Here is a 23,088-nt window from a genome sequence, read left to right as displayed (position 1 = left end):
GTATAGATATTGAACACATCTTACAAATATAGTCTTCATTGTCTTTTTTTCTAACTTATCATACAATCTACATCACTACCGGATAAATGAATAACCAATAATACAAAAAACTTAGGAGTTGTAGGACGTTTTGAACTTAATTTGTATCCGCAAGAATAAATTATATAGCTTGGAGAAGAATGGTGATTGTAGGATTAGAATAGTTGGGAATAAAAGAATGTAAACTAGTAATCGCTGTTTTTTAGAGATAGAGGATATTCTACAGAATCGGAGAATATAACTTGGGTATGCGTTAGTTGTTTGATAATATCGAAGGTTGCCTTATTATTTTTTAAATGAGATGGCAACGTTAATTGTTTCAATTCAGTTAGTGATCCAATTTGTTGGGGAAGTGTTGAAATTGGATTACCGCTTAAATTGAATTGTTTTAACTTGTAAAGTTGATGAATATTTAAAGGCAGTTCTTTGATTTGATTACAACTCAGATCCAAGTGCTCTAGGTTGACTAGAGAAAGAATGGGTTTGGGGAATTTTTGAATGTAATTATTGTTGAGTCGCAACTTTTTTAGTTGTTGTAATTTTTTAAGTTCTGTGGGAATTTTTTTTAATTGATTAAAATTGAGATACAATGATTCCAACCTAGATAAGTTTCCAATTGTTCGAGGCAAGGTGCGCAATTGGTTGAGTGATAAAATGAGAATTTTAAGGTTAGAAAGAAACTCAATAGAAGTAGGGATTTTTTTTAATTGAGACAAATTATAATCTAACACTTCCAAGCTTAAAATTTCCTGAAACATCAATAAAGGTGTATCTATAAATTGTTCTTCTACCAAGTAGCTTAACCAACGATAAAGTTTAGTATATTTAGTTAAGTTAATAGTAATATTTTGACTTTTGGCTAGTTGCAAAGCAAGTTCAATATTTAAAATACATCCAGAGTTTATCAAACTCATTAAGTGATCATTTTCTATTTTTTTATTTTGTAGCATGAAATATTATTTAATTATTGACGGCTAGTTTTAATAGTCTGGTTGTTGATAATTAGGCTTCTATGAGTTTTTTGCTTTTGCTAATAACACAAAAGCCAAAGTGAGTAACAAAACCAACTTGCTGGCTCATGCAGCGTAGTAAGTAACCGAACAACACCTATTAGTACTTGACATGCAGCAAATATAAATGATGAGAAAAATAAAAAATACTACAAAAAAAATAATTTGTCCGATTATTTTGTCACATTAAAATGATTAATAGCAAATTAATACAATTATATAGTGCCTTAAATAAAGAGGAAAAGACCTTGTTGAAAAAATGGGTTTGCTCGCCTGTGCACAATCAACATTCAGAAGTTGTCCAACTGTTTGATTTCCTATTTAGTAAGAAGAAAATAACAACTCGAGTTTTAGCTAAAGAAAAGGTTTTTAAAGCTATTTACCCAACAAAAGAATACGATGATTTACGTTTGCGTCATCTGATGTCTTTAGGGGTAGGGCTGCTAGAAGATTTTGTCGGGTTTTTAATGCAAAGAAAAAATAAGATTTTACAAAAAAAACACCTAATAGACTTTTACGAAGAACGAAATTTGAATAAATTGCTAGTGCGAGAGCTGAAAAAAATGGAAACGCTGCAAGAAAAACAGACTCTTCGAGACCAACGTTATTACTATCATTACCATGATTTAGAACTAAAGAAATTTTATTTTTTTACTCGTAAAGACAGAATTGGAGCGCATAATATTCCTGCATTGTTAGAAACCCACTCGATACTAATGGTTCTAGAGGTTTTAGAGAATGCTTGTGTTGCAGCTAATACACATCATATTGATCGTCGAAACAACTATAAAGTACTGTTTTTGGAAGAGGTTTTGAAAGTTATAGAAGAAGGAACGTATAAAGATATTTTTGCAGTACAACTTTATTATAATGCTTACCGATGTGCTACTTTTACAGAAGATAATAGTTATTTCTATACACTCAGCGACTTGTTATTAAAAGCACAAGGCAAAGTACAACGAGAGTATATTTTAAATATCTACCATATTGCAATTAATTATTGTATCCGAAAAGTTAATACAACATCGGATGTCTTATTTAGAAACAAGTTGTTTGCTTTGTACCAGTTAGGTATACAAAATGACTGGTTACTAGAGTATGGCGTGTTAGATCGTTTTTCGTATAAAAATATCGTCTCTTTAGGGTTGTTGTTGAGAGAGATTGATTGGGTCGAGCAATTTATAAAAGAGTATACCTACTTGGTAGAAGAGGAGCACCGATCAAATTATCATCGTTTTGTGCAATTACTTTTAGCCTATGAAAAAGGAGAAAACGAAAAGGCACTTCAATTGCTGAGTCAAACAGAATTTGACGATTTATTCTTAAATATAGCCATTAAAAATATCCAAATCAAGATATACTATGAGATGGGGTTACTGGATATATTACTTTCATTCTTAAATACCTGTGATGCTTATTTGCAGCGAAATGCAAAGATGATTAAGGTCTATGAAATGTACAGAATATTTATTCGGCTAGTACGTCGATTAGTTGTTGTCAACCCTTATGATAAACAAGCATTGAAAAAATTAAAACAGGAAATCGCTCAGAACCCATTGTCAAAGGAGTGGTTAATCGAACAAGTAAATAAATTGATGAAGTAGCACTACTTTTCGTTTTATATAAAAAAATTAAGCCTGAGATAGACAAATTTTACGGCTGTTTTTTGGACAATGCTTTTTTTCTTTTTCGTTCTAATCGAGCGGCTTTTCGGTGAGCACGTTTATTAGCTTTTAGCTGTTTCTTATCAACAACAAGTCCTCCCACTATACCGAGAATAGCAAGGTCTTGTTCTAACTTTATGGTCAGATGAGCATGGTTGGAGTCTGGAACAATAGTATGTGTGCTAGTTTCATAACCTATAAATTGAGTTTGTAGAGTAATGGCTTCTGAAGATTTGGGAATACGGAGGATAAAATGCCCATCAAAGTCACTCGATGTTCCAATTTTAGTACCTAAAACAACAATTGAGGCAAAAGGAATTCCCTCATCATTTTCAGCATCAATAATTTGTCCTTTAAGAACAACCGAAGTATCACTAGTAGTTATTGTTTGAGTTACTTGACTGTTTGATACAGGCATTATTGCAGTCTGGGAAATTATAGGAGAAGAGGTGGGGAGAACAGAAGAGACATCTTGAGCAATAGTAGTTAAGGTTGTCATACCTGCTAGAATGGTTGCCATTGTCCACTGTTTAATATTAGAAGGAGTTGGCAATTCTTGGTAAGCAGCATTAAAGGTTTCTAATTGATGTGTTGAAAAACGACCACAAATAGAACCTGTTTGAGCCTCTAAAAAGTGCTTGATTGTTTCAGGTGCCATTCCTTTAAAATTGATGACTTGTTTCTGGCAATTGGTACAGAATCGCCCCTTTTCAGAAGGTGTCATTTTGTTCCAGTCTTCGGCACAGGGAGTAGGGATAGAAATTTCCATAAGTTGGTATTTATCTAAGAGGTAAAGTTTTAAGGAAGTCATGCTTTATTAGAGATGCTTCTAAAGTTATTTTTGGTGTCTAGGCATAGATAGATAACAGAAAAAAACACAAAGAATTTTTCCTTTGTGTTTTTTCTAATTTTCTATATTAACCAGCTAATGTTTTTAGTAGACTCTATTGGTTATCCTTTAGCTGTTGTTTTGGTAGTAGGGGCAATTACTTTTTCTTCTACTACTTTTTCTTGCGTCTTTTTTTCTTTGCTAATTACATCTTTAGCATACAGTACCTTTGGTTTCCAATAGGAAGATTCTGACAAATTGTCTACAACAATACCACGACGTGTAGAGTGAATAATATAAACACCATCTTTTTTGTTGTCAACAACCATAGCAACATGAGTAACACGACCTCCTTTGCCATATTTGCTAAAAAACACTAAATCGCCCGTTTTTGCTTTAGATATGTCTACATTTTGACCTTGGCGAGCTTGATAGCGAGAGCTACGAGCAATACCAACTCCTTTTTGAGCCATGACATATGATGTAAAACCAGAACAGTCAAAGCCTTTGGGAGTCGTTCCACCCCAAATATATTTTAGACCTAAATATTTCTTAGCTTCTTCTATAATATTGCCACGAACTCCAGAAGTGGTTAAACTATCAAAAATGGCATTATAAGCAACGGGAACACTTGGAACATTAGCAGGTCCAGCAAAGTCTAGACGGTTGTTGAGCGCATTAGCTTTTCGTTGGTTGCGTTTGCGTTTGTTGAGAACAATACGCTTCAGCCCTGTAATGTCGCTGTGATCGATAAGGATGGGGGCGACTTCTTCTACAATTTCTTCTTCTGCCATTTCATCTTCAGAAATGACATCTTCATCTTCCAAGGAAACAACAGCAGATCGTGTTGCTAGTAAATTTACATCAGAATCGGATAGACTTATAGATTCTGAAACGGGAGTTGTGGGGATCAATGTAGCATGCAAAGTAACGTTGGTACCTATCAAGAAAAAAAAGTAAGTGCTAACAATTGTTGCTACAGATTTTTGGGTATATTTCATTACTGAAATTTTAGTTACTAATGATTAAACCGCTATTATTGTGTCTATTTTAATTAATAGCAATTTAATTTTGCGAATGCAAAGGTAAAAACTATTTTTATATTTCCAAAGCTTTGGTTTCCTATTTCCTAAGAGCTAGGAACTTACCTAAAAAGGGGGGCTTGGTTTTGCCTTTTTTTAGGAGCTTTGATTGCGGCAATAGTAATGCCAAATTGCATGAGTAATAGAAGTAATATTAAAATAATTTTATATAATGAAAAACTGGACATTGTTTTTGGATCGAGATGGAGTGATTAATGATAGAATTGTAGGAAGTTATGTTCGCTGTTGGTCCGAGTTCAAGTTTTTGGAAGGTGTTTTGGAAGCAATGCCTATTTTGGCACGAAAATTTGACTGCATTGTTGTTGTAACCAATCAGCAAGGTATTGCAAAAGGTATTATGACAGAGGAAGCATTAAATCAAGTTCATATTCAAATGCAAGCAAGAATAGAGGAAAAAGGAGGCAGGATTGATAACATCTATTTTTGTCCAAAACATGAGCGTGAAAACCCATTTTGCCGAAAACCCAACACGGGAATGGCTCAACAGGCTCTATCTGATTTTCCTAGCATAGATTTTAACCGTGCCGTAATGGTCGGAGATTCGATCACAGATATTGAATTTGGTAAGGCTATGAATATGAAAACAGTTTTGTTAGAAACTAAAGTAGATATAGATGTGGTTAAATTAGAACAAATAAAAGAAAAAATAGACCATAGATATGCTAGTTTACTTGAAATGACGGATGACTTAGAGCGTATGATGCAATCATTTTGAGGCAGTAGATTCAATCAAACACTTTCGTGGGTAGCAATTATATTTTATTGATCGTTTGTTTAATAAAGGTAGTTGCTAGACTGTTGCATGAAATAAATAAGGTATAAGTTGAAAGCATTAGATTACATTTTAATTGGTTTAGTTTGGTTCGTTGGCTCAACTCTCCGGGCGCAAAATAAGACAGATATTCCATCTACTTATAGTGAAGTATGTTACTTTACCATCAATAAAGTAGCTTTTGAGGATTATTTGGAAATAAAAAAGGCAATCGATCGAGAGGAGTACAGTAAGGTGTATGCGGCTATTCGAAAAATGAGGTCTAGTTTGAAAGGCTTTTCCCCAAGTAGCCAAAGCCGTGCTTTTGAATTGTGGTATGTTGGAAATTATACCGACTTTGATAAGCAAGCAATCGTATCTAGAGATGCTACTTTAGCTTCTTTAAAAAATTACGAAAATCGTCTTAGAATGCAAGGTGCTTTATATTATGATCATCGTTTGTTCTTGGATCAATACTTAGCTTTTAAGACAGAAGCTTTTTATCCAGAATATTGGTTTATGTCACAAGAACGTTATTTTTCTAGGGATTTGGTTGATTTAATTCGCCAATTAAATCCAAAGGAAGGCTATAAACTGTTTACCAATTCGGAGTTCTTTTATCCGTTTGAGGTATTCAATGAAATGGCAACGACAGAAAATGGTGAAATCAAGGATTATTTAGAAACAGACGATTGGGGAGCAGATACGACTTCTTTTATTCCTTATAGTTATATGACAATAGGAAAGGGAACGGCAAGCTTTATTTTAGAGTCGTTTAATCTGGACGATGCGACACAAGAGATTGATCTCAATCGAGAAGTTCGTGCTCTAAGGCGTTTTTTGACCAATGCCAAAACAGGAAAAATTTACTTTGTAGCTCGATTTAATCATTTAGAAATACGCAAAATGAAAGCAATTGAAGCTCGCAAAAAGCGAGATAAGTAGTTCCTTGTTTAGGATTTTGATTGATAACATTTTTTTAACTAGTTTTTTAGTTTTAAAACTGTACTTTTAGTGCAATAATATAAAAGTGTTTCTAATAAGGTGTAAAAAGACTTATCACGAATGGATTATAAAACCATTTGTTGTTGGACTAACTAAGTTTGGTAGCAAGCATTTTTTAATAAAAACCAATTTTTTTTGACAAAAAGAGATAGAATGAATCAATTACTTAGACGATCGTTGTTGTTGATATTAACTGTAATGGCAGTTAATTTTGCCACCGCACAAGAGGGGTATAATATTCGTGTAAAAATTGACGGATACGAGAATGATACTTGTATTTTGGGATACCGTTTAGGAAAGAAAACGTATGTAAAAGATACTCTAACAACTAGAAATGGGGGAGATGAATGGGTTTTTAAAGGAGATGAGCCGCTAAAAGGTGGAATTTATTTGATTTTGACAAAACCTGAGAACTTGTATTTTGAATTTTTGGTGCCCAATGACGAGGACCAAAAAAAGATGTCTCTTTATACAAAGATGGACGAAAATAAAGATTTGAGTAAGCACCTTAAAATTCAAGGTTCGGCTGATAACAAAGCTTTTTTAGATTACTTGAAGTTTTTGGCAAAAACAAGAGAAAAAGATACAAAATTAGGAAAGAGTATTGAGGCGGAAACCAATCCTGATAAGAAAAAGAAATTGCAAGAAGAACGAGTAGCAATAGGAGGTTCAGTAAAAGATTATCAGTTAAACTTAATCAAAGAACATCCAGACTATTTATCCTCTAAATTGATTGCTGCATCTATGCAACCAGAAGTGCCAAAAGAATACGATCGTGCACAAGGTTTTTACTACTATCGGGCACATTATTGGGATAATTTTGATTGGACAGATCCTCGCTTGATTCGCACACCTATTTTTAAAGACAAATTGGAGTTTTGGACAGAAAAACTAGCCGTGCAAGTTCCAGATTCAGTTATTCTTGCTGTAGATTATGTCTTAGAGAATTTACTAAAAGGCAAAAACAAAGAGATGTTTCAATATGCTGCTGCGGAGTATTTGAATAAATATGCTCAAACAAAAGTTATTTGCATGGATGCTGTGTATGTATTTTTGGGTGAAAAATACTACTGCGCAGGTCATGCCGATTGGGTTGATTCCTCTCAATTGGTTAAAATTTGTGAAAACGTTGCTACACTAAAGCCACTACAATGTGGATTGTATGCTCCAAACATTCGTTTGAAAAAGTTGGATGGCACACCCATTAATCTACACGAGGTAAAAGCAAAGTTTACAGCACTTTATTTTTGGGATCCAGATTGTGGAAATTGTAGCAAAACAACCGATAAGTTAGTACCCGTTTATAATAAATATAAGGACAAAGGGTTTGAAATTTTTGGAGTTTGTAGCAAAAGCTGGAAGGAAATTGATAAGTGTAATGCCAAGGTAAAAGATAAGGGGATGGATTTTATCAATACTTCTGATGAGGCTTACCCATTGGCTGTCGCTAAAAAAATATATGACATCAAAGTGAATCCTTATTTGGTCTTGTTAGATGAAAATAAGAAGATTATGTGGAAACGCATTGATCCTAAGCAATTAGAAGATATTTTGAAACGCGAATTTGGGCTAGAGGATGATACGACTAAGAATCCAAGCCTAAAAGAAAAAGAGAAAGAACAAAAGCCTGAATAGTTTTATTGGATTAACGAAGTTCATGAAATGAATACGCTAATGCAAGGTTATCATTTCGGAAAGCTCTTGTTTGAATATGCCTTGGCGGTCCTAGATGGTCAAGGCATATTTTGTTAAAAATAAAATGATAACATTTGTTTAACTATGTTTTTAGTTTTAACAATAGTTCGTTGAAACCACGCAGTAGCAGCGAAGCTAAACTTTATTAGTTTGATAATCAATAAGTTGTAGATCTACTATTTTTGCGTTAAAATATTGATTATCAAACTAATATAAATGTGATTTTTTATCTTTTTGGTAAAAAAGTAAAAAATCAACGAACTACTATTTTAAAATACTATGTTTAAATCAAAGTAGGTAAGTGGGCAGAAAAAAATATAGCTAAAAAATAGGCTTGTTTTTTATATGGTTTTTCTGAACGATTACTTATTTTAACCTTCTTCATCCGCACATTTAAAGGGGAGAAAAGTAGTTTTCTCTAACAAATGCTTTGCTCAAAAATAAGTATAACAACGCTATTTTATGTTTTGTAAATCAAACAAAACAGGAATTGCTATGCTGTATTTATGCAAAGGTTTATAATGTAATTAATTAATTCACATATAAACAAAATGCGATGAAACAATTATTGAATCGTTGGGTTCTGCTAGGAATCCTATTATTTATGTCCACACTTGTTGTTGGGCTTGACAAAGAAGGGTACAATATCCGAGTTCGTATCGATGGGTACGAAAACGATACTTGTATTTTAGCACATCATTATGGTGACAAAAAGTACATCAGTGCCACGGTCACCTCCAGAAATGAAGACAATGAATTTATCTTTGAAGGCGAAGAACCGCTCAAGGGAGGAGTCTATTTAGTATTGATTAAAGATAATAATAACTACTTTGAGTTTTTAGTGCCCAATGAAGAAGATCAAAAAGACATGGTATTAAGTACTAAATTGGACAAAAGCAAGGACTTGAGCAAACATTTAAAAATTAAAGGCTCGAAGGATAATGACGCTTATTTAAACTACATGAGGTTTAATGCTAAAATTCAACAAAAAAAAGCTGTATTGCAGGAAAAAATTGTAGCTCAAACTCAGAAGAAGAAGAAAGAAAAATTAGAAAAAAGCTTAAAGTTGTTGGATAAAAAATTAAAAGCTTACCAGCTCAAAGCAATTGAAAAAAATCCTGATTTTTTGAGTTCAAAAATTATTGCCGATTGGATGGTTCAAGAAGTACCTGAATCTGTTCAATCAGATAAGTTAGCATGGTTTTACTGGACACGAGCACATTTTTGGGATAATTTTGATTTTTCAGACGAACGGTTGATCCGAACTCCTTTGTTCAAACACAAAATGGAAGTTTTTACAGAACAATTGACGCCTGCAAATCCAGATTCTATTATTGTTGCGGTAGATGCTATCTTGCGGCGAACCAAAGAAGGGAAAAATAAGATCATGTTTCAATATGCAGCATCAGAATTGTTCAATAAATATGCAAAAAGCAAGATTATTTGTATGGATGCTGTGTATGTATTTTTAGGCGAAAAATATTACTGCTCTGGAGGTGCAGATTGGGTAGACTCGGCACAACTTGAGAAAATTTGTGCTAATGTGGCTTCCATAAAGCCGTTGCAATGTGGGTTGTATGCTCCCAATATTCGCCTGAAAAAATTAGATGGAACCCCGATTAGCTTGTATGATGTAAAAGCAAAATACACTGCAATCTATTTTTGGGATCCAAGTTGTGGAAACTGTAGCAAGACGAGCGATCGATTGGTACCTGTTTATCACAAATACAAAGACAAAGGGTTTGAAATCTTTGGAATTTGTAGCGATAGTTGGAAAAATTTGGATAAATGCAAAAAAAAGGTAGCTGAAAAAGGAATGGTATTTATCAATACTTCTGAAAAAGCTTATCCTTTGGCTGTTGCCAAAAAATATTACGACCTAAAGGCTAATCCGTATATCATATTGTTGGATGAAGATAAAAAAATAATGTACAAACGGGTTGATCCGCAACAAATTGATGCTATTTTAAAACGAGCATTTGAACAAGAAAAGACAGAGCTTGATCAAAAAGAGTAATAGCTTTTTTTTAAATAACAAATGGAAGCCACACAGAACTAGATTTTGTGTGGCTATTTTTATAGATATGAATACTTATTTATGATAAAAATGTCCTTTTGTTTTATTCCTAATAAAAGGCAATGAAGATGCTGAATGAAAGAACGTAGTTGTTCTAGGGGCTTTTAAAGTGGCTTTGTATCGAGTAATAAGCACTTGGTTAGAGTCATTATTATAGAACGGATAATTATGGGGGAAGATTAAAAAAAACGTTGTTTTTGTTAAAAAATAAAACTACTTTGCTGGTCTAATTTTTATATTTAATTTTTTAGTTAAATCTTGATTAGAAGTATAATTATAGCACCTATTCATTTATTATTTAATCCCCTGCCTTTATTTTAGAGGCAACCAAAACTACAATTCATTATGTTTCCATGCAAGGTGAAAATCGATCAACTCGATAGAACCAATACAAAAGTTAAAGATGTTGATGTAAAGACGAATAAAACATTAACAAAGGGAAAAATTAAAAAAGTCACTACTAAAAAAGGAGAACGCACTCCATTTTATTATTTGGGTGATTACTTCCAAGAAAAAGGAAAAGTAATTGGTCATTTTTTGTCTTTGGGTACTAGTGTAAAGCTAGAAAAGCATTTTCTTCAAAATGAGATGAAGAATAGTAAAAGTTCTTTAATGGGAGAAAAATTGCAAAATACCAAAAGAGCAGCAATGGGAGAGATTTATATGGATACCATTAAGGATGTACCAACATTGTGCTTTGAACCACATGAAAAATCTAAAGTTCCTGAAGCAAAATGGCCTAAAATTCTTAAAGAGATGAAGGAGTATTTTTCTGGGATGAAAGCAGTTGCTGTTATTAATGGAAAAATAGTAGAGGCCGAAGAAGATAAAGAAGAGACTTCTGTTGAACCAACAGAAAAAAAAGATACCACCGATTCTAATCAAGGCAAAACAAAGCAAGATATAGCCAAAAGATTTAAGGCTTTGCAACAGAGTTATGTTACGGTTCGAGACAATGAACATGATGCTAAAGTTGTCAAAAAATTGTATCTAGATTTAAAATTATGGCTAGAAGATTTTAAACAACTTCCTACCGAGGAGCAGAAAGAATTAAAAGCGTTTTATGAAAAGTTCTCAACAGTCGTAGAAGGCGTAAAAAAAATCATAAAAGCGGATCAAAAAATTGATGTGCATTTGAAAAATGTAACCGAAGCAATTGCAAAATATGTTGCTTTTACAGATCATTCTATAGAGCCTGCTATGGCACTCAAGAAAAAAGCATTGGTAGAGTTAGATGAAATCATAAAGTTTGCAAAGTTTGTAGGAGCTTCAGAGATGCTGAATCAATGTCATGTCATTAAGAAGTTATTTGACGCTTAGTCATAAAGATTAATGTATTGGATAAAAATAATATAAGCACCACCTTGAATTATATTATAAAGTGTGGTACCAAAAATAAATAATAAATCAAATGTGTAAAGAAAGCCAACGTGTTAAATCATTAGAATATTTAGCACAGTTATTAAAAGATAAAGATAAAAAAGGTTTGGTAGGTCCTCTTGCAAAATTAAATGATGAGCAAGTATTGAAAGGACTTCAACATATAGTAGGCTCTAAAAAGGCAAAGTTTAAAGATAGAAAACAATATTTTAAAGATTTGTCAGAGTCAGATTTTTCTATTGAGTCGTTTCCTGTCGCTGTTATTGTTTTATTTCCAGATGATGAAGAGGCGGTTAGTCAAGCAAAAGAGGTTATTTCTAAAATGCAAGAAACAGAACGAATTGTTGCAGAAGAAAAGAGAAAGCTATTGGCGTTTGCGAAACGTTATCCTAAAAATGTATTGGGGACTTATTATAGAGGAGATAATAGACCCCCTAAGGACATCACAGGAGCTTCTGGTTTTACAGGGTTTAAAGTGTTGACAACTCAAGAAGCAATTGAAATGGCAAGAGTTTGGTTTGGTAAAGGTAAAGGACCTGTTGCTTATCATCAAGACTGGATTTCGAATAAGACAGGAGGAGACAAGGTGGCAACAGGAAATGATATTGGTTGTATGGGGTATGGATGTACTGGTCCTGCAGGTGCTACTAGAAATGTCTATCAAATCGTGGTTCCAGGGCTAAAAATTGTACAGGTTACAGAAGAAGTACTAGGATGCCCTATTCATAGTGACGTTTCTGGTGGAAAAGCACCACAGTTGTTGCTAAATGCAGATACATTGGAAAAAGCTACCGTTATCGGAGTAGGTGGCGTTATTGCAGAAGAAACAACTTTCTTTACAAGCTTGAAGCCAGAATGGATTACGATTGAGTATGAGAAAACAGGAGATGATCCAAAAGTAGAGGGAAGAGGTTGGATCAAGGCATTATAAAATTTTAGGCAAAAAAACTAACTTTTAAAAGCAAGAAGCCGCACAAATGATTCCATTTTGTGCGGCTTTTTTATACTACTGTTTGGTTTCAACCAATTTACTCTCCGACAACTAATTTTTGAAACAAGTGTTGACCATCAGCGGTTGTGCCTGCTACGATGTACAAACCATTAGACAAATCTTTAATATCAATGGTCTTAGGATGTCCATTGATAAATTTGATTTCAGTTCCTTTATTGTCAAACACTTGAACAAATTTTAGCTTTGCTTGTGTAGAAATATGGATGATATCGGTACTTGGATTGGGGTGTACTTCTAGTGTAGGACGGTTGTCTTTTTCGATAGCCTTGTTGGAGGTAATTGGCATGTTTTTGATAATCGTAAAGTAATCATCAATTTGACCATTTTCCCGCACAAATTTCATGTCCAGTTGATTGTTGTTGACTTCCACAACGCAAGACCCCAATTGATTAAGAGAACTAAACATAGCAGGATGATCCAATGGTCCTCCCGATGTTTTTCCTGAAGAGCCAGCAGTGATATAGACAGCTCCTTTGCCTGCATTAGGACCTACTGTTTCCTTTTGATAAGCTCCATCGCCACCAATTCTACCATCACCACCACCGTTGGGACCTACGACATGTTGAGCGGCATCAAAGCTAAATGCCAATCCCGTATGACCATTCAAAAAGTAAGAACGCTCGTAAGAATGACTATGTCCACAAAGAACTAAGTCGACTCCATTGGCTTCTAGCATGGGCAAGAAATTATTTCTCATTTGAAAGAGCTGTGGCTCAAAATCTGAATTGTGAGAGCCTTTGGTGTAAGGTGGATGGTGCCATATACCAATAATCCAATCCGCATTGGTGTTTTGGATATCATTTTGACACCAACTATACATACTGCCACCTGTACCCAATCCTGTTAAGCTTTCTGAATTGAGTACGATGAAATGAATATTGCCATAATCAAAGGAATAGTATGCTTCTGTACCAGAAGGAACTCCCCCTGCTTCTCCTTGTTTTGGAAAGCTAAAAATATCAAAATAAGGTCCTGATTGGTTGGAAGGGCTAGCAGAGTGCGCATCGTGATTGCCAATAGTTGACCAAGCAACAGTTTTACTAAGCATAGCCTCATACATATTCTCAAAAATAGCGTATTGATATTCACTGTCGGTACCATCTTGATAGGCATTGTCTCCCAAAAATAAGAGAACATCTGTATGATTGTTGCCAATATAATTATAGTAAGCATCTCGAACAGCTCTTTGGTTGTTGTTGGCTGTACCACAATCGCCTAGTGCCCAGATAGTAGTAGGAACCGCTTGCCCAGGAATAGGATTGGTTTGAAAATATTGGCTACTATCAGCAAAGGAAAGGGTATCTGCTTCGTTATATACTTCATAATAATAGCGCGTGGCAGGTTGTAAACCCGTTATAAGGACTTCGTGATTGTATTTTTTTACACTATCCCGAACGGTATTGGATAGGTTGTTAATATCGGTACTATATTTTAAAATAGATTCGGATAAATCTGCGGTTCTCCAACGAACAACCATACTATTGCTTGTTCCGTTCTGTAAGTACGGTCCTCTAATAATAGAATCTTGCTTGATAGTATCGGCCAAAAACTGAAAATCAAAACTAATATCAGAGCTAAAAAAAGAACGTTGGTGAATTTCAACGGCTACGGTATTCGTACCTAGAACAAGGCTATTGATAATTTGTCGATTCACCCAAGTATCTTCATCTGAACCATTGACAGTGGTGTTGGCAAAAGTAGAATAAGAAACACTTCCTGAAGACATGTTGTCTCGCCAAATCTCTGTGCCATTGATATAGACAACCGCTCCATCATCTCGAATGAGTTTTAACAGCATAGATTGGTATTGGCTTGGGTTGTTGATGACAAAAGATTTTCTAAAATAGGTTGTCCGTGCATCATCATCGGTAACCGTTGTTTCATCGCCATCGCCATAACCTAATTGAGCAAACCCACTTGCCCAACTGGAGTCGTTGTAATTAATGCTTGTCCAATTTCCAGCTGGCGCATTTCCTGCGTCATAATATTTCCACTCAGCTCCTGCTTGAATGAGCGTGTCTTGTCCAAAAAGAAAAAGGGGGAAAGCAGAAAAGAAGAGGAGTCTAGTCAATTGTATAAGGTTGATTTTCATTGGTTTTCTAATTTTTGTAATAATGTATGAATGTCAGCTAAGAGTTGGATCATAGCTTTGGTTTTTTGTTGGTGGGGTTTTAGAGATTCAAATGCTTGTTTAGCTTTCTCTGCATAGGTTTTGGCGGGTTTGCACTTCTTTTGTTGGTAGAGGTAAGTTGCTTTTCTATAGTACCAACCTTCTTTCCGATTATTTTGATGAATAATGACATCGTATTGCTCAATGGCCTTTTTTACCAATTTAAACTTCTTTAAATAATTTAATTTTTGCTCTTGCAAGACATAAACATGCTTGCCCAATTGATTCAAACCTCGCTCAATAACTTCTAAAACAGCTTCTCGATAGGCAGGTCCCTTGGCAAGGTACACTTCTGCTAAAGTTACATAATTTTCTGGTGTTAAATCAATGGAATGTTTAATAACATATTCAAAGGAAGTAATGGCCTTGTCGTAGGCTCTAGATTTTTGAAAGAGCTCTCCTCGCAGCTTGTGAATCTTGACATCGACAGAATCTTGGGTTAGGTATTGTTGAGTGCAAATCAAACCACTCTTAAATAAATAGAGTTCAAGATATGTTTCTGCCATTCTATAGTGCAGTATTTTTTCTTGAAAACCTAGTGCTTTAGCTTGTAAGTAATCTGCTAGAGCGTTGTCCCATTCTTCGTGTTGATAATAGAGAAAACCTCTTTCTAGATACAAGGTAGCATTGTTAGGTGTTTGAGCAATAGCTTTTGTTTTGGCAATGATTCTTTTTTCCAAATCGCCATGCCCCCACATAAAAATAGAGCATCCAAGTATTAGAATTAGTGTACTGATAATTTTGTGCATTGTAATAGTACCAATCTTTATTGTAATATAATTTAGGGTAGAAAGGTAGAGGACAAGTACCTTTTCGTTCAGCTGTGTTTTATCAATTGAGGATTACCGAAAAAATTTGAGGAATGGTGGCTGATATTATATAATGATAAATACCTACCTTAACCCCAAAATACAGAATTACTGTTAGATCTAAATCAAATTAGTATTATTTTTTATGCTTAATTAGCAAGCATATCGTTATAGAAGCGTTATTAATTGTAGGATATTTAGAAAGCTTATTTTTTGGCATTATATTAGGCTTTTTTAGTTGGTCTCGTATAAATAATCTTGGCAAGCGAATGTTTGTGTGTACAAACAATTCTATTTTGCCTATAAATTTTTATGAACGATTACTTATATACTTATAAAAACATGATGAGAAGAATACTTTTGTTGAGCTTTGTGCATTACTTTTGGTTCTTAGGAACAAGCACAGGACAGCACAAAATTACTGTTACGATTGATGGGTATAAAAATGACACTTGTATCTTGGGATACCAAATTGGACGAACAACCTATATTGCGCAACAAGTAAATGAAAGAAATAAAGATGGGGATTTTGTGTTTGAGGGAGAAGAAGCACTATTAGGCGGTTTGTATTCTGTTTTGATCAAACCCAAAAACCAATTCTTTCAATTTATTCTTTCTAACGATGAAGAACAGAAAGACTTTAAGATTAAAACAAAAATCATTGATAACCCTGCACGAGATCTAACGAAGCATCTAAAAATTAAGAACTCTCCAGATAATGCTGTTTTTGAGGAATACAAGGCTTTTTTAATGGCAATGCGCACTCGATCAGAGCAATTGGAAGCAGAGTTATCTGCTGCAAAACAGAAAAAAGACAAAGACCAAATAGCAGCAATTAATAAAAAAATTCAAAACTTGGATGGAGAAGTAACTGCTTACCAAGATAATTTACTCAAAAAGTATCCTACTTTACTATCGCCCAAATTAATTACAGGAAGCCGCCAGCCAGAAATTCCAAAAGAATTAGTCGAACAAGTCGATATATTTCGCTACTACAAAGCGCATTTTTGGGATAATTACGACTGGGCGGATGAGCGTCTGATTCGAACGCCTATTCTAAAAGAAAAAATAGAGACGTATATAGAAAAATTGACCATGCAGCATGTTGATTCCGTTAGCAAAGCATGTGAGTATATTATTGATCAAGCTTTGGCTGCCAAAAATAAAGAAGTCTTTCAGTTTGTAGCCGTTTATTTGCTGAACAAGTATGCCAAACAAGAAGTGATTTGTATGGATGGGGTTTATGTAGCTATTGCGCAAAAATATTATTGTACGGGGATGGCTTACTGGTTGGATTCTACCCAACTAGAAGGCATTTGTACAGATGCGGCTAAAATGGCTCCGTTGCGTTGCGGTCGTAGTGCGCCAGAGGTTCGTTTGAAAAATATTAATGATAGCAGCTATGTTAGCTTGTATAGCATCAAGAAGCCTTTTGTTGCTGTTTATTTTTGGGATCCAACTTGTGGGAATTGTGCTAAGATGAGTGAAAAATTAGTGCCTATTTATGAAAAATATAAAGATAGGGGATTTGAAATCTTGGGAGTGTGTAGTAAATCTTGGAAGAATGTGGAGTTGTGTCGAACCAAAGTAGAGAAACAAAAAATGAACTGGATTAACTTGTCTGATGAGCCTTATCCTTTGGCTTGGGTTAAGAAATATTACGATTTGCGTTCTAATCCCTTTATTTACTTGTTAGATGAAAATAAAAATATTCTATTTAAGAGAATTAGTGCGCAACAACTGGATCAAATATTGGAACGAGAGTTTGAGCGTTACGAAAAACAACATAAAAAGTAATTTCAACGACCACACAGTAGCTAACTATTGTCATTAAAAACAACACATTAAAAATGAAGTACAATAAGATTAATCCCAATTTGTTTAAAGAAAATAGAGCACGTTTTGCGGCTCAGATGAAACCCAACTCAATTGCTATTATTCATTCTAACGATAGGATGTTTAGAAATGGAGATGCTCATTTTCCGTATCGTCAAAGTTCAGATTTATTTTATCTGACAGGGTTGGATCAAGAAGAAGTAATTTTGGTTTTGTACCCTGATTGTCCTAGAGGAAATAAGTTTAAAGAACTTGTTTTTACGAAACAAACGAACGAACATATTGCGGTTTGGGAAGGGTATAAGTATACTAAAAAAGATGCTGCCCAAACTTCGGGAATAGAGACTATCTATTGGTTGGATGAAATGCAGCCTTTGTTAAATGAATTAATTCTATTGGCAGATAATATTTATGTTAATACAAATGAAAATGATCGTGCCGTAATGGATTATCCGTCACGAGATGTGCGCCATGCATTAGAACTACAACAGGAATACGTAGGGCATAACTTTGAGCGTGCACAGCCTATTTTGAAAACATTGAGAATGGTCAAGTCTACTTACGAAGTTGATTTGATACAAAAGGCTTGCGACATTACGAACAGCGCTTTTCGTCGTGTATTGGCGACTACTCGACCAGGTATGATGGAGTATGAAGTAGAAGCAAATGTCATTTATGAATTTACTCGTCATGGTTCCTCAGGGCATGCTTACACCCCAATTATAGCAGGAGGGAAAAATGCTTGCGTTTTGCATTATATTGCCAATAACGAAGCCTTGAAGGATGGTGATTTGTTATTGATGGATTTTGGTGCAGAGTATGCAAATTATGCAGCAGATATGACACGGACTATTCCTGTAAATGGACAATTTACAGCACGTCAAAAAGCAGTTTACAATGCGGTTCTAAAGGTTAAGAAGGAAGCAGAAGCTTTGTTGGTGGTAGGTAATAATTTGACAGATTATCACAAAGAAGTTGGTAAAATAATGGAAAGCGAATTGATTGGTTTAGGTTTGTTGAATAAGGATGCTGTTCGCCAACAAGATCCTAACCGTCCATTGTACAAAAAATATTTTATGCATGGAACTTCGCATCATTTAGGGCTAGATGTGCATGATTTGTGTCATCGTTATGTTGATTTTGAACCAGGAATGGTCTTTACTTGTGAACCAGGGATCTATATACCTGAAGAAAATATAGGCATTCGAATAGAAGACGATTTGGTCGTTACAAATGGAAAAGCGTTGAACTTAATGGCGGATATTCCTATTGAGGTAGAGGAGATTGAAGCGCTGATGCATGTTAAGGTGTAACCCAACAATAATAGATTATAGAAATAAAAAAAGAATTGAGCATCTCGTGCTCAATTCTTTTTTACTTATAGATTATATTGGCTAATTGTTATTACTTCGTTTGAAAATTGTATTAGCCTAATTATATTAGGACTCTTCTGCTAGTTGAAAGTAACGAGCAAAATAACCAGGACGTAAAGATACGGCTTCTGCATTTTTGAAACGCTTGCTAATGGCCATACAAGACTTGGAAGAGAACAAGAAGATATAAGGCTGTTGATCAGCAATAATTTCTTGAAAACGAAGGTACATTTTATTACGTTTTTCTTCGTCCATTGTAATTCTAATTTCTTCAATTAATTGATCACTTTCCTCATTCCCAAATCCTACTAGGTTACTACCTTCGTACGTATTAGAAGCGGTGTGCCAAATTTGCTTGAAGTCATCAGGCAGAGGAGATTGACTCCAACCCAAGCAAGTTAAATCAAATTCACGCTTTTTTAAATCTTCAATCATTACAGAACCTTCGCTAGAAATCATCACAATTTCAACGCCAGCACGAGCGGCTTCATCTTTGAATACCTGTCCAATATCTTTGTACAATTGTTTTCCTTGTGGATACAAGAATTTTAGAGACAAGCTTAATTTTTGCCCTTCAACAACTTTGTCGCGAATGTTATCACCATCGGTATCTTTCCATCCTGCTTCGTCCAACAATGCCTTTGCTTTTTCGATATCAAATGCTATGGTAGGGATATTTTTATTGTAACTTTTCTTTAAATGACTAACAGGACCATTAACAGATGTTGCTAAGCCACTAGAAACTTGTTCTACCAAATGCTCTTTGTCGACCAAGTGTGCCAAAGCTTTGCGGACACGAACGTCACTCAACTTTGGTTTGGCCATATTCATACCAATGTATCGGTAACCAAATGCATCAGGTGTATAGAAGTTAAAGTGTTTTTTAGCACGGTCATTTTTCTTTAATTCTAAAAATTTATCAGCAGGAATGTAGGTCATTACATCCAACTCTTGCTCTTTTAAAGATAACAAGGCATTATTGTCGTCTTCAATAATTTTGAAGTGTAATTTATTAGGGTAGGCAGCAATAAAATCGTCGTTTACTTTATCGCCCCACCAGTCTTTTTTGCGAACTAATTTGATGTGTTGATTATTGACAATATCAGTTACCTTGTAAGCACCAGCACCTATAATTTTTTCAGGATCGTGATTATAGTTTTCATTAAAATCCTTAGCGAAATCAACAATTCTAGGATCTTTATTTAAACGGTCTAAATTAGCAGGATCGTTTAATTCTGCAATTGTAAAATCAGACATCAAGCCTTGAGCATCGTAATAATAGGCAGGTAAAATAGGAGCAGTACCTGTTGATGCTTTGGCTAATAAATAAACTTTGTTACAAATGATTGTAAATTTTTTAAGATTGTTTGGATCAACTTCTACTGCTTCGATAAACTCTACAAAAGTACGTGTAGGAGCAGCGTTGGTTTTTGGATTTTTGATAGCTTTGATCGTAAAAGCATAATCTTCTCCAGTGATAGGAGAGCCATCATCCCAAACAGCTTCTTCCCTAATTTCATAACTGATAGCCATACGACCGCCATCCAATTCTTTGATTTCGGGTTGTGCTTTGGCTAAATAAGGTTTGTATTCAAACGTTTTGGGGTCCATGTCTAAGAGACCACAGTGTACATTAGGAGTCAAGACTTCTGTTGCAGATGCTGTTTGGGTTAATAGCACATTGAGACCATCAACATTACCTCTTAAAAGGATTCGAACGGTAAAGTCTTCAGGAGTTCTAGTAGTAGTCGCATCTTTGTCTTTATCATTGTTTGTAGTGCTATCAGAACCACAACTATAACAAGCAAAAATTAGGCAAGCTGCAAACAATAAGTTTAAGCTAGGACGAAGGTTTTTATGAATAATCATTTATTGGAATTTTTAACAAAATTAAGGATTTTGATAGTTGATTGTTTCCCAATATATGTATTTTCAAACAAGGATGCAAGATTGATCCCTTTATAACTTACATTTATAGCGTATTTGGAGACGATCGCAAGAATAATCTTTAAAAAGTAAGAGAATTTAGAATGAAGGTATAATTAAAATGAAAATACAAAAAGAAAGGAGTTAAATCATAAATAGAAGCTAATGTTTATCATAACTTTTGAACAAGGCTAATTAGCGAACTAGTATTCAATTTGATTCTAATGTGATTTTTAGAATTCCGTTTTGTGATTCGTTTATCAATACAATAAAATTTGTACTTTTGTATCGTTAATAAGCCCATTATTATGAGTAGTAGCAGCGAGCCCAGCGACCGCAAGGAGTAACTAAGCTAACTATTATGTAAGGACAATTGTGAACATATTCTTGAGTTGAATGTATTATTAAAAATACAACTATTGTCAATTAAGAAATGATGAATATAAGAAGCATGGAAGAGGATAAAAATAAATCAGAAAAAGGGAAAGAAACTTTTATTAATCCCATAGATAAAGATAAAATAACAGAGAATCCACACAATTTGCCTTATGCGCATACGGTAGGAGGAGCTGTCATAAAACCAATTGACCAAGGCAAAACAAAAGGCTTGGCGGTTAAAGCAATGCACAAGCAAACGGACATTCAATTGGAACAGATTCGCAAACAAATGGAGCTGTTGGCTGAGCAAGCTCAAAAAATTAAAAAACGAGTTGAGATTTCGGAAATTATTTACGGAGCAGAAATGGGATTTAAGCCTTTGATTGGGAAAACATATCACTTGTACCAACGGGTGGATGAAACTGCTGTATTGTCAGTGGTTGGTCCACAAGAATGGGGACCTAGAGGGTGTCCATTTAATAGTTTTTTGGCAACGGTAAGCCTTTTGGCGGATCATACTTGGGAAATATTGGAATAGGAAAATGAAACGATTGTTGTGGATATCAATTTGTTGGATAGTTTGTGCTTGGGAGAAAGCTCCCGAATGGCCTTCGCCAACCACCGATATTGATAAGATGCAATTAATTGGAGCGGTGCAAGCTATTTCTCAAAGAGTGTATGAGGTAAGTAAGAGAGAGCAGACGCTCAAGAAAAGGCATTTGATGTTGGATCCGTTGGAGAACTGGGACATTCAGTTTAATAAAAAAGGTTTTATTACAGAAAAGAAGTGCTATGATGCAGGAAATAAGATTCTTTTTTATTATCAATACAAATACAAAAAACAAAATCAACTTCAACGCAGAAATATGTATGATGCTAGAGATTACCGCATCGAACAACTAACGTATACTTACAACAGTTTGGGAGAAATAGCTGCTGAATCTATCTATACTGCTGATAATAGCTTATTGGTTCGTTATATCCATACTTATGGAACGAAAGGACAATTGCTGCAAACGGATGTTCATGCCCCAACAAATGCTTACACTACTTCAAAGTATGAATTTGTTTACAACAAGGAAGGGCAACTAATAGAGCAATATACGTACAATCAAAAGCATCAAAAACACCAAACAGATCTTTATCAGTACGATGCCCATGGTTTTCAGAAGGAACATACTATTGTTAATCATTTAGATGATTTTGTATTTACCTCTTATACTCAATACGACGAAAAGGGGAATGTCATCACGCATCAAGCGCCTACAGAAAAAGAGCCATTGACATCGTATACATATACTTTTGATGAGATAGGAAACTGGACTCGTAGAATCCATTACAAGGATGGAAAACCTATAGATATGACGGAACGCGTATTGGTATATGCTATGTAACTTAGTTAGAGAAGTAAGTTAGAATAGAACAGTGTTACAGGGAAGGTTACAACTCGAACTCTGCCATCAATTCCCAATGCTCTGGTGTTCGTTGTGTTTTGACCAAGCGGAGTTTTGGCATTCTAAAATCCATAAAAAAACTATCGCCCAATGCACCAATAATGGCTTCTTTTTGAAAAATAGGCAAAGAACCATAAAGAAAACTTACATGTGGAATAAAGGGGGTAATTTGAGTGTGTTCAAAAATTTCTTCTGCCAAAGTTCTAGCTTCCATCAAATCTTCACTGTCATTGGTGCAAAAAAACAAACACCGATAGTAAACTTCCAAAAATTCAATGCGGGTTAAGGTGGCAGAAACAGGAATGAGACTATTGGCAAGTTCTTCTGTCTTTTGGATGGCAATAGAAATTTCGTCAGTGATACCACTTAGCAGGGTCACGTGAGGTTCAAAGGTCGGTGTGTCGTGTGTTGTACTTAAATCTACAATTAGTTTGCTTAATTTTTGATAAGCAGCTTTGTCAGGCATCAACCACAGTGTGTACATAGATTAAAGATAGATGTTACTAAAATGGCTGCTAAAATAGCAAAAAAATAAGATTAATCCACGTATAGATTAATCCTATTTTTGTTTAAAAAA

General features: G+C 34.7%; 18 protein-coding genes. 11 read left to right on the top strand and 7 right to left on the bottom strand.

Features of this window, described 5'->3' with window-relative positions; all coding sequences use genetic code 11:
* Positions 1–224: 224 nt before the first annotated feature.
* Positions 225–989, bottom strand: a complete 765-nt coding sequence (locus tag CG11_RS09435) for a leucine-rich repeat domain-containing protein (protein ID WP_052595470.1) — start codon at positions 987–989, stop codon at positions 225–227.
* 251 nt (positions 990–1,240) lie between these two features.
* Between CG11_RS09435 and CG11_RS09430 the strand changes: the two genes are divergently transcribed.
* Positions 1,241–2,653, top strand: a complete 1,413-nt coding sequence (locus tag CG11_RS09430) for a hypothetical protein (protein WP_052595468.1) — start codon at positions 1,241–1,243, stop codon at positions 2,651–2,653.
* Between the two features lie 49 nt (positions 2,654–2,702).
* Here CG11_RS09430 and CG11_RS09425 read toward each other — a convergent pair whose 3' ends face one another.
* Positions 2,703–3,482: a carboxypeptidase-like regulatory domain-containing protein gene (locus CG11_RS09425; RefSeq protein ID WP_197043813.1), complete on the bottom strand. Its 780-nt coding sequence runs from the start codon at positions 3,480–3,482 to the stop codon at positions 2,703–2,705.
* A 182-nt stretch (positions 3,483–3,664) separates the two neighbouring features.
* Complete coding sequence (locus CG11_RS09420) at positions 3,665–4,543, bottom strand: C40 family peptidase (RefSeq protein WP_052595464.1); 879 nt, start codon at positions 4,541–4,543, stop codon at positions 3,665–3,667.
* A 253-nt stretch (positions 4,544–4,796) separates the two neighbouring features.
* On the opposite strand from CG11_RS09420, the gene CG11_RS09415 reads away from it, so the two are divergent.
* The 6 genes from CG11_RS09415 to CG11_RS09390 all read left to right on the top strand — a co-directional run bounded on the left by CG11_RS09415 (position 4,797) and on the right by CG11_RS09390 (position 12,484).
* Positions 4,797–5,360 carry an HAD-IIIA family hydrolase gene (locus tag CG11_RS09415; RefSeq protein ID WP_063833067.1) on the top strand — a complete coding sequence of 188 codons (564 nt, stop codon included), beginning with the start codon at positions 4,797–4,799 and terminating at the stop codon, positions 5,358–5,360.
* A gap of 108 nt (positions 5,361–5,468) precedes the next feature.
* Positions 5,469–6,341: a hypothetical protein gene (locus tag CG11_RS09410; RefSeq protein WP_052595462.1), complete on the top strand. Its 873-nt coding sequence runs from the start codon at positions 5,469–5,471 to the stop codon at positions 6,339–6,341.
* A 213-nt stretch (positions 6,342–6,554) separates the two neighbouring features.
* Positions 6,555–8,036, top strand: a complete 1,482-nt coding sequence (locus CG11_RS09405; RefSeq protein ID WP_081909514.1) for a TlpA family protein disulfide reductase — start codon at positions 6,555–6,557, stop codon at positions 8,034–8,036.
* A gap of 616 nt (positions 8,037–8,652) precedes the next feature.
* Complete coding sequence (locus CG11_RS09400) at positions 8,653–10,113, top strand: DUF5106 domain-containing protein (protein ID WP_052595459.1); 1,461 nt, start codon at positions 8,653–8,655, stop codon at positions 10,111–10,113.
* A gap of 405 nt (positions 10,114–10,518) precedes the next feature.
* Entirely contained in the window at positions 10,519–11,493 is a 975-nt protein-coding gene (locus tag CG11_RS09395; RefSeq protein WP_052595457.1) for a hypothetical protein, read from the top strand.
* Positions 11,494–11,584: 91 nt separating this feature from the next.
* A complete protein-coding gene (locus tag CG11_RS09390; protein ID WP_052595455.1) occupies positions 11,585–12,484 on the top strand; it encodes a hypothetical protein in 900 nt (299 codons plus the stop codon).
* A gap of 97 nt (positions 12,485–12,581) precedes the next feature.
* Here the strand turns inward: CG11_RS09390 and CG11_RS09385 are convergent, their stop codons facing one another.
* Positions 12,582–14,657 carry a metallophosphoesterase gene (locus tag CG11_RS09385; protein WP_052595453.1) on the bottom strand — a complete coding sequence of 692 codons (2,076 nt, stop codon included), beginning with the start codon at positions 14,655–14,657 and terminating at the stop codon, positions 12,582–12,584.
* Positions 14,654–15,484: a lipopolysaccharide assembly protein LapB gene (locus CG11_RS09380; RefSeq protein ID WP_052595451.1), complete on the bottom strand. Its 831-nt coding sequence runs from the start codon at positions 15,482–15,484 to the stop codon at positions 14,654–14,656. The genes CG11_RS09385 and CG11_RS09380 overlap by 4 nt, the downstream gene beginning before the upstream one ends.
* A gap of 402 nt (positions 15,485–15,886) precedes the next feature.
* On the opposite strand from CG11_RS09380, the gene CG11_RS09375 reads away from it, so the two are divergent.
* Positions 15,887–17,341, top strand: coding sequence for a DUF5106 domain-containing protein (locus CG11_RS09375; protein WP_197043812.1), 1,455 nt, complete (start codon positions 15,887–15,889; stop codon positions 17,339–17,341).
* Between the two features lie 53 nt (positions 17,342–17,394).
* Complete coding sequence (locus CG11_RS09370) at positions 17,395–18,693, top strand: aminopeptidase P N-terminal domain-containing protein (RefSeq protein ID WP_052595447.1); 1,299 nt, start codon at positions 17,395–17,397, stop codon at positions 18,691–18,693.
* Positions 18,694–18,819: 126 nt separating this feature from the next.
* On the opposite strand, the gene CG11_RS09365 is transcribed toward CG11_RS09370, so the two are convergent.
* A complete protein-coding gene (locus CG11_RS09365; RefSeq protein WP_052595445.1) occupies positions 18,820–20,622 on the bottom strand; it encodes an ABC transporter substrate-binding protein in 1,803 nt (600 codons plus the stop codon).
* A 490-nt stretch (positions 20,623–21,112) separates the two neighbouring features.
* Here CG11_RS09365 and CG11_RS09360 point away from each other — a divergent pair, with 490 nt between their 5' ends.
* Complete coding sequence (locus CG11_RS09360) at positions 21,113–21,595, top strand: DUF2452 domain-containing protein (protein WP_156039715.1); 483 nt, start codon at positions 21,113–21,115, stop codon at positions 21,593–21,595.
* A 4-nt stretch (positions 21,596–21,599) separates the two neighbouring features.
* Positions 21,600–22,451 carry a hypothetical protein gene (locus CG11_RS09355; RefSeq protein ID WP_052595441.1) on the top strand — a complete coding sequence of 284 codons (852 nt, stop codon included), beginning with the start codon at positions 21,600–21,602 and terminating at the stop codon, positions 22,449–22,451.
* Between the two features lie 46 nt (positions 22,452–22,497).
* Here the strand turns inward: CG11_RS09355 and CG11_RS09350 are convergent, their stop codons facing one another.
* A complete protein-coding gene (locus CG11_RS09350) occupies positions 22,498–22,995 on the bottom strand; it encodes a hypothetical protein (protein WP_063833065.1) in 498 nt (165 codons plus the stop codon).
* Positions 22,996–23,088 lie beyond the last annotated feature (93 nt).

It is taken from the genome of Aureispira sp. CCB-QB1 (assembly GCF_000724545.1).
Taxonomy (GTDB): domain Bacteria; phylum Bacteroidota; class Bacteroidia; order Chitinophagales; family Saprospiraceae; genus Aureispira.
The sequence above is the reverse complement of the archived record's forward strand: the minus strand, read 5'-3'. Positions and strand labels throughout refer to the sequence as shown.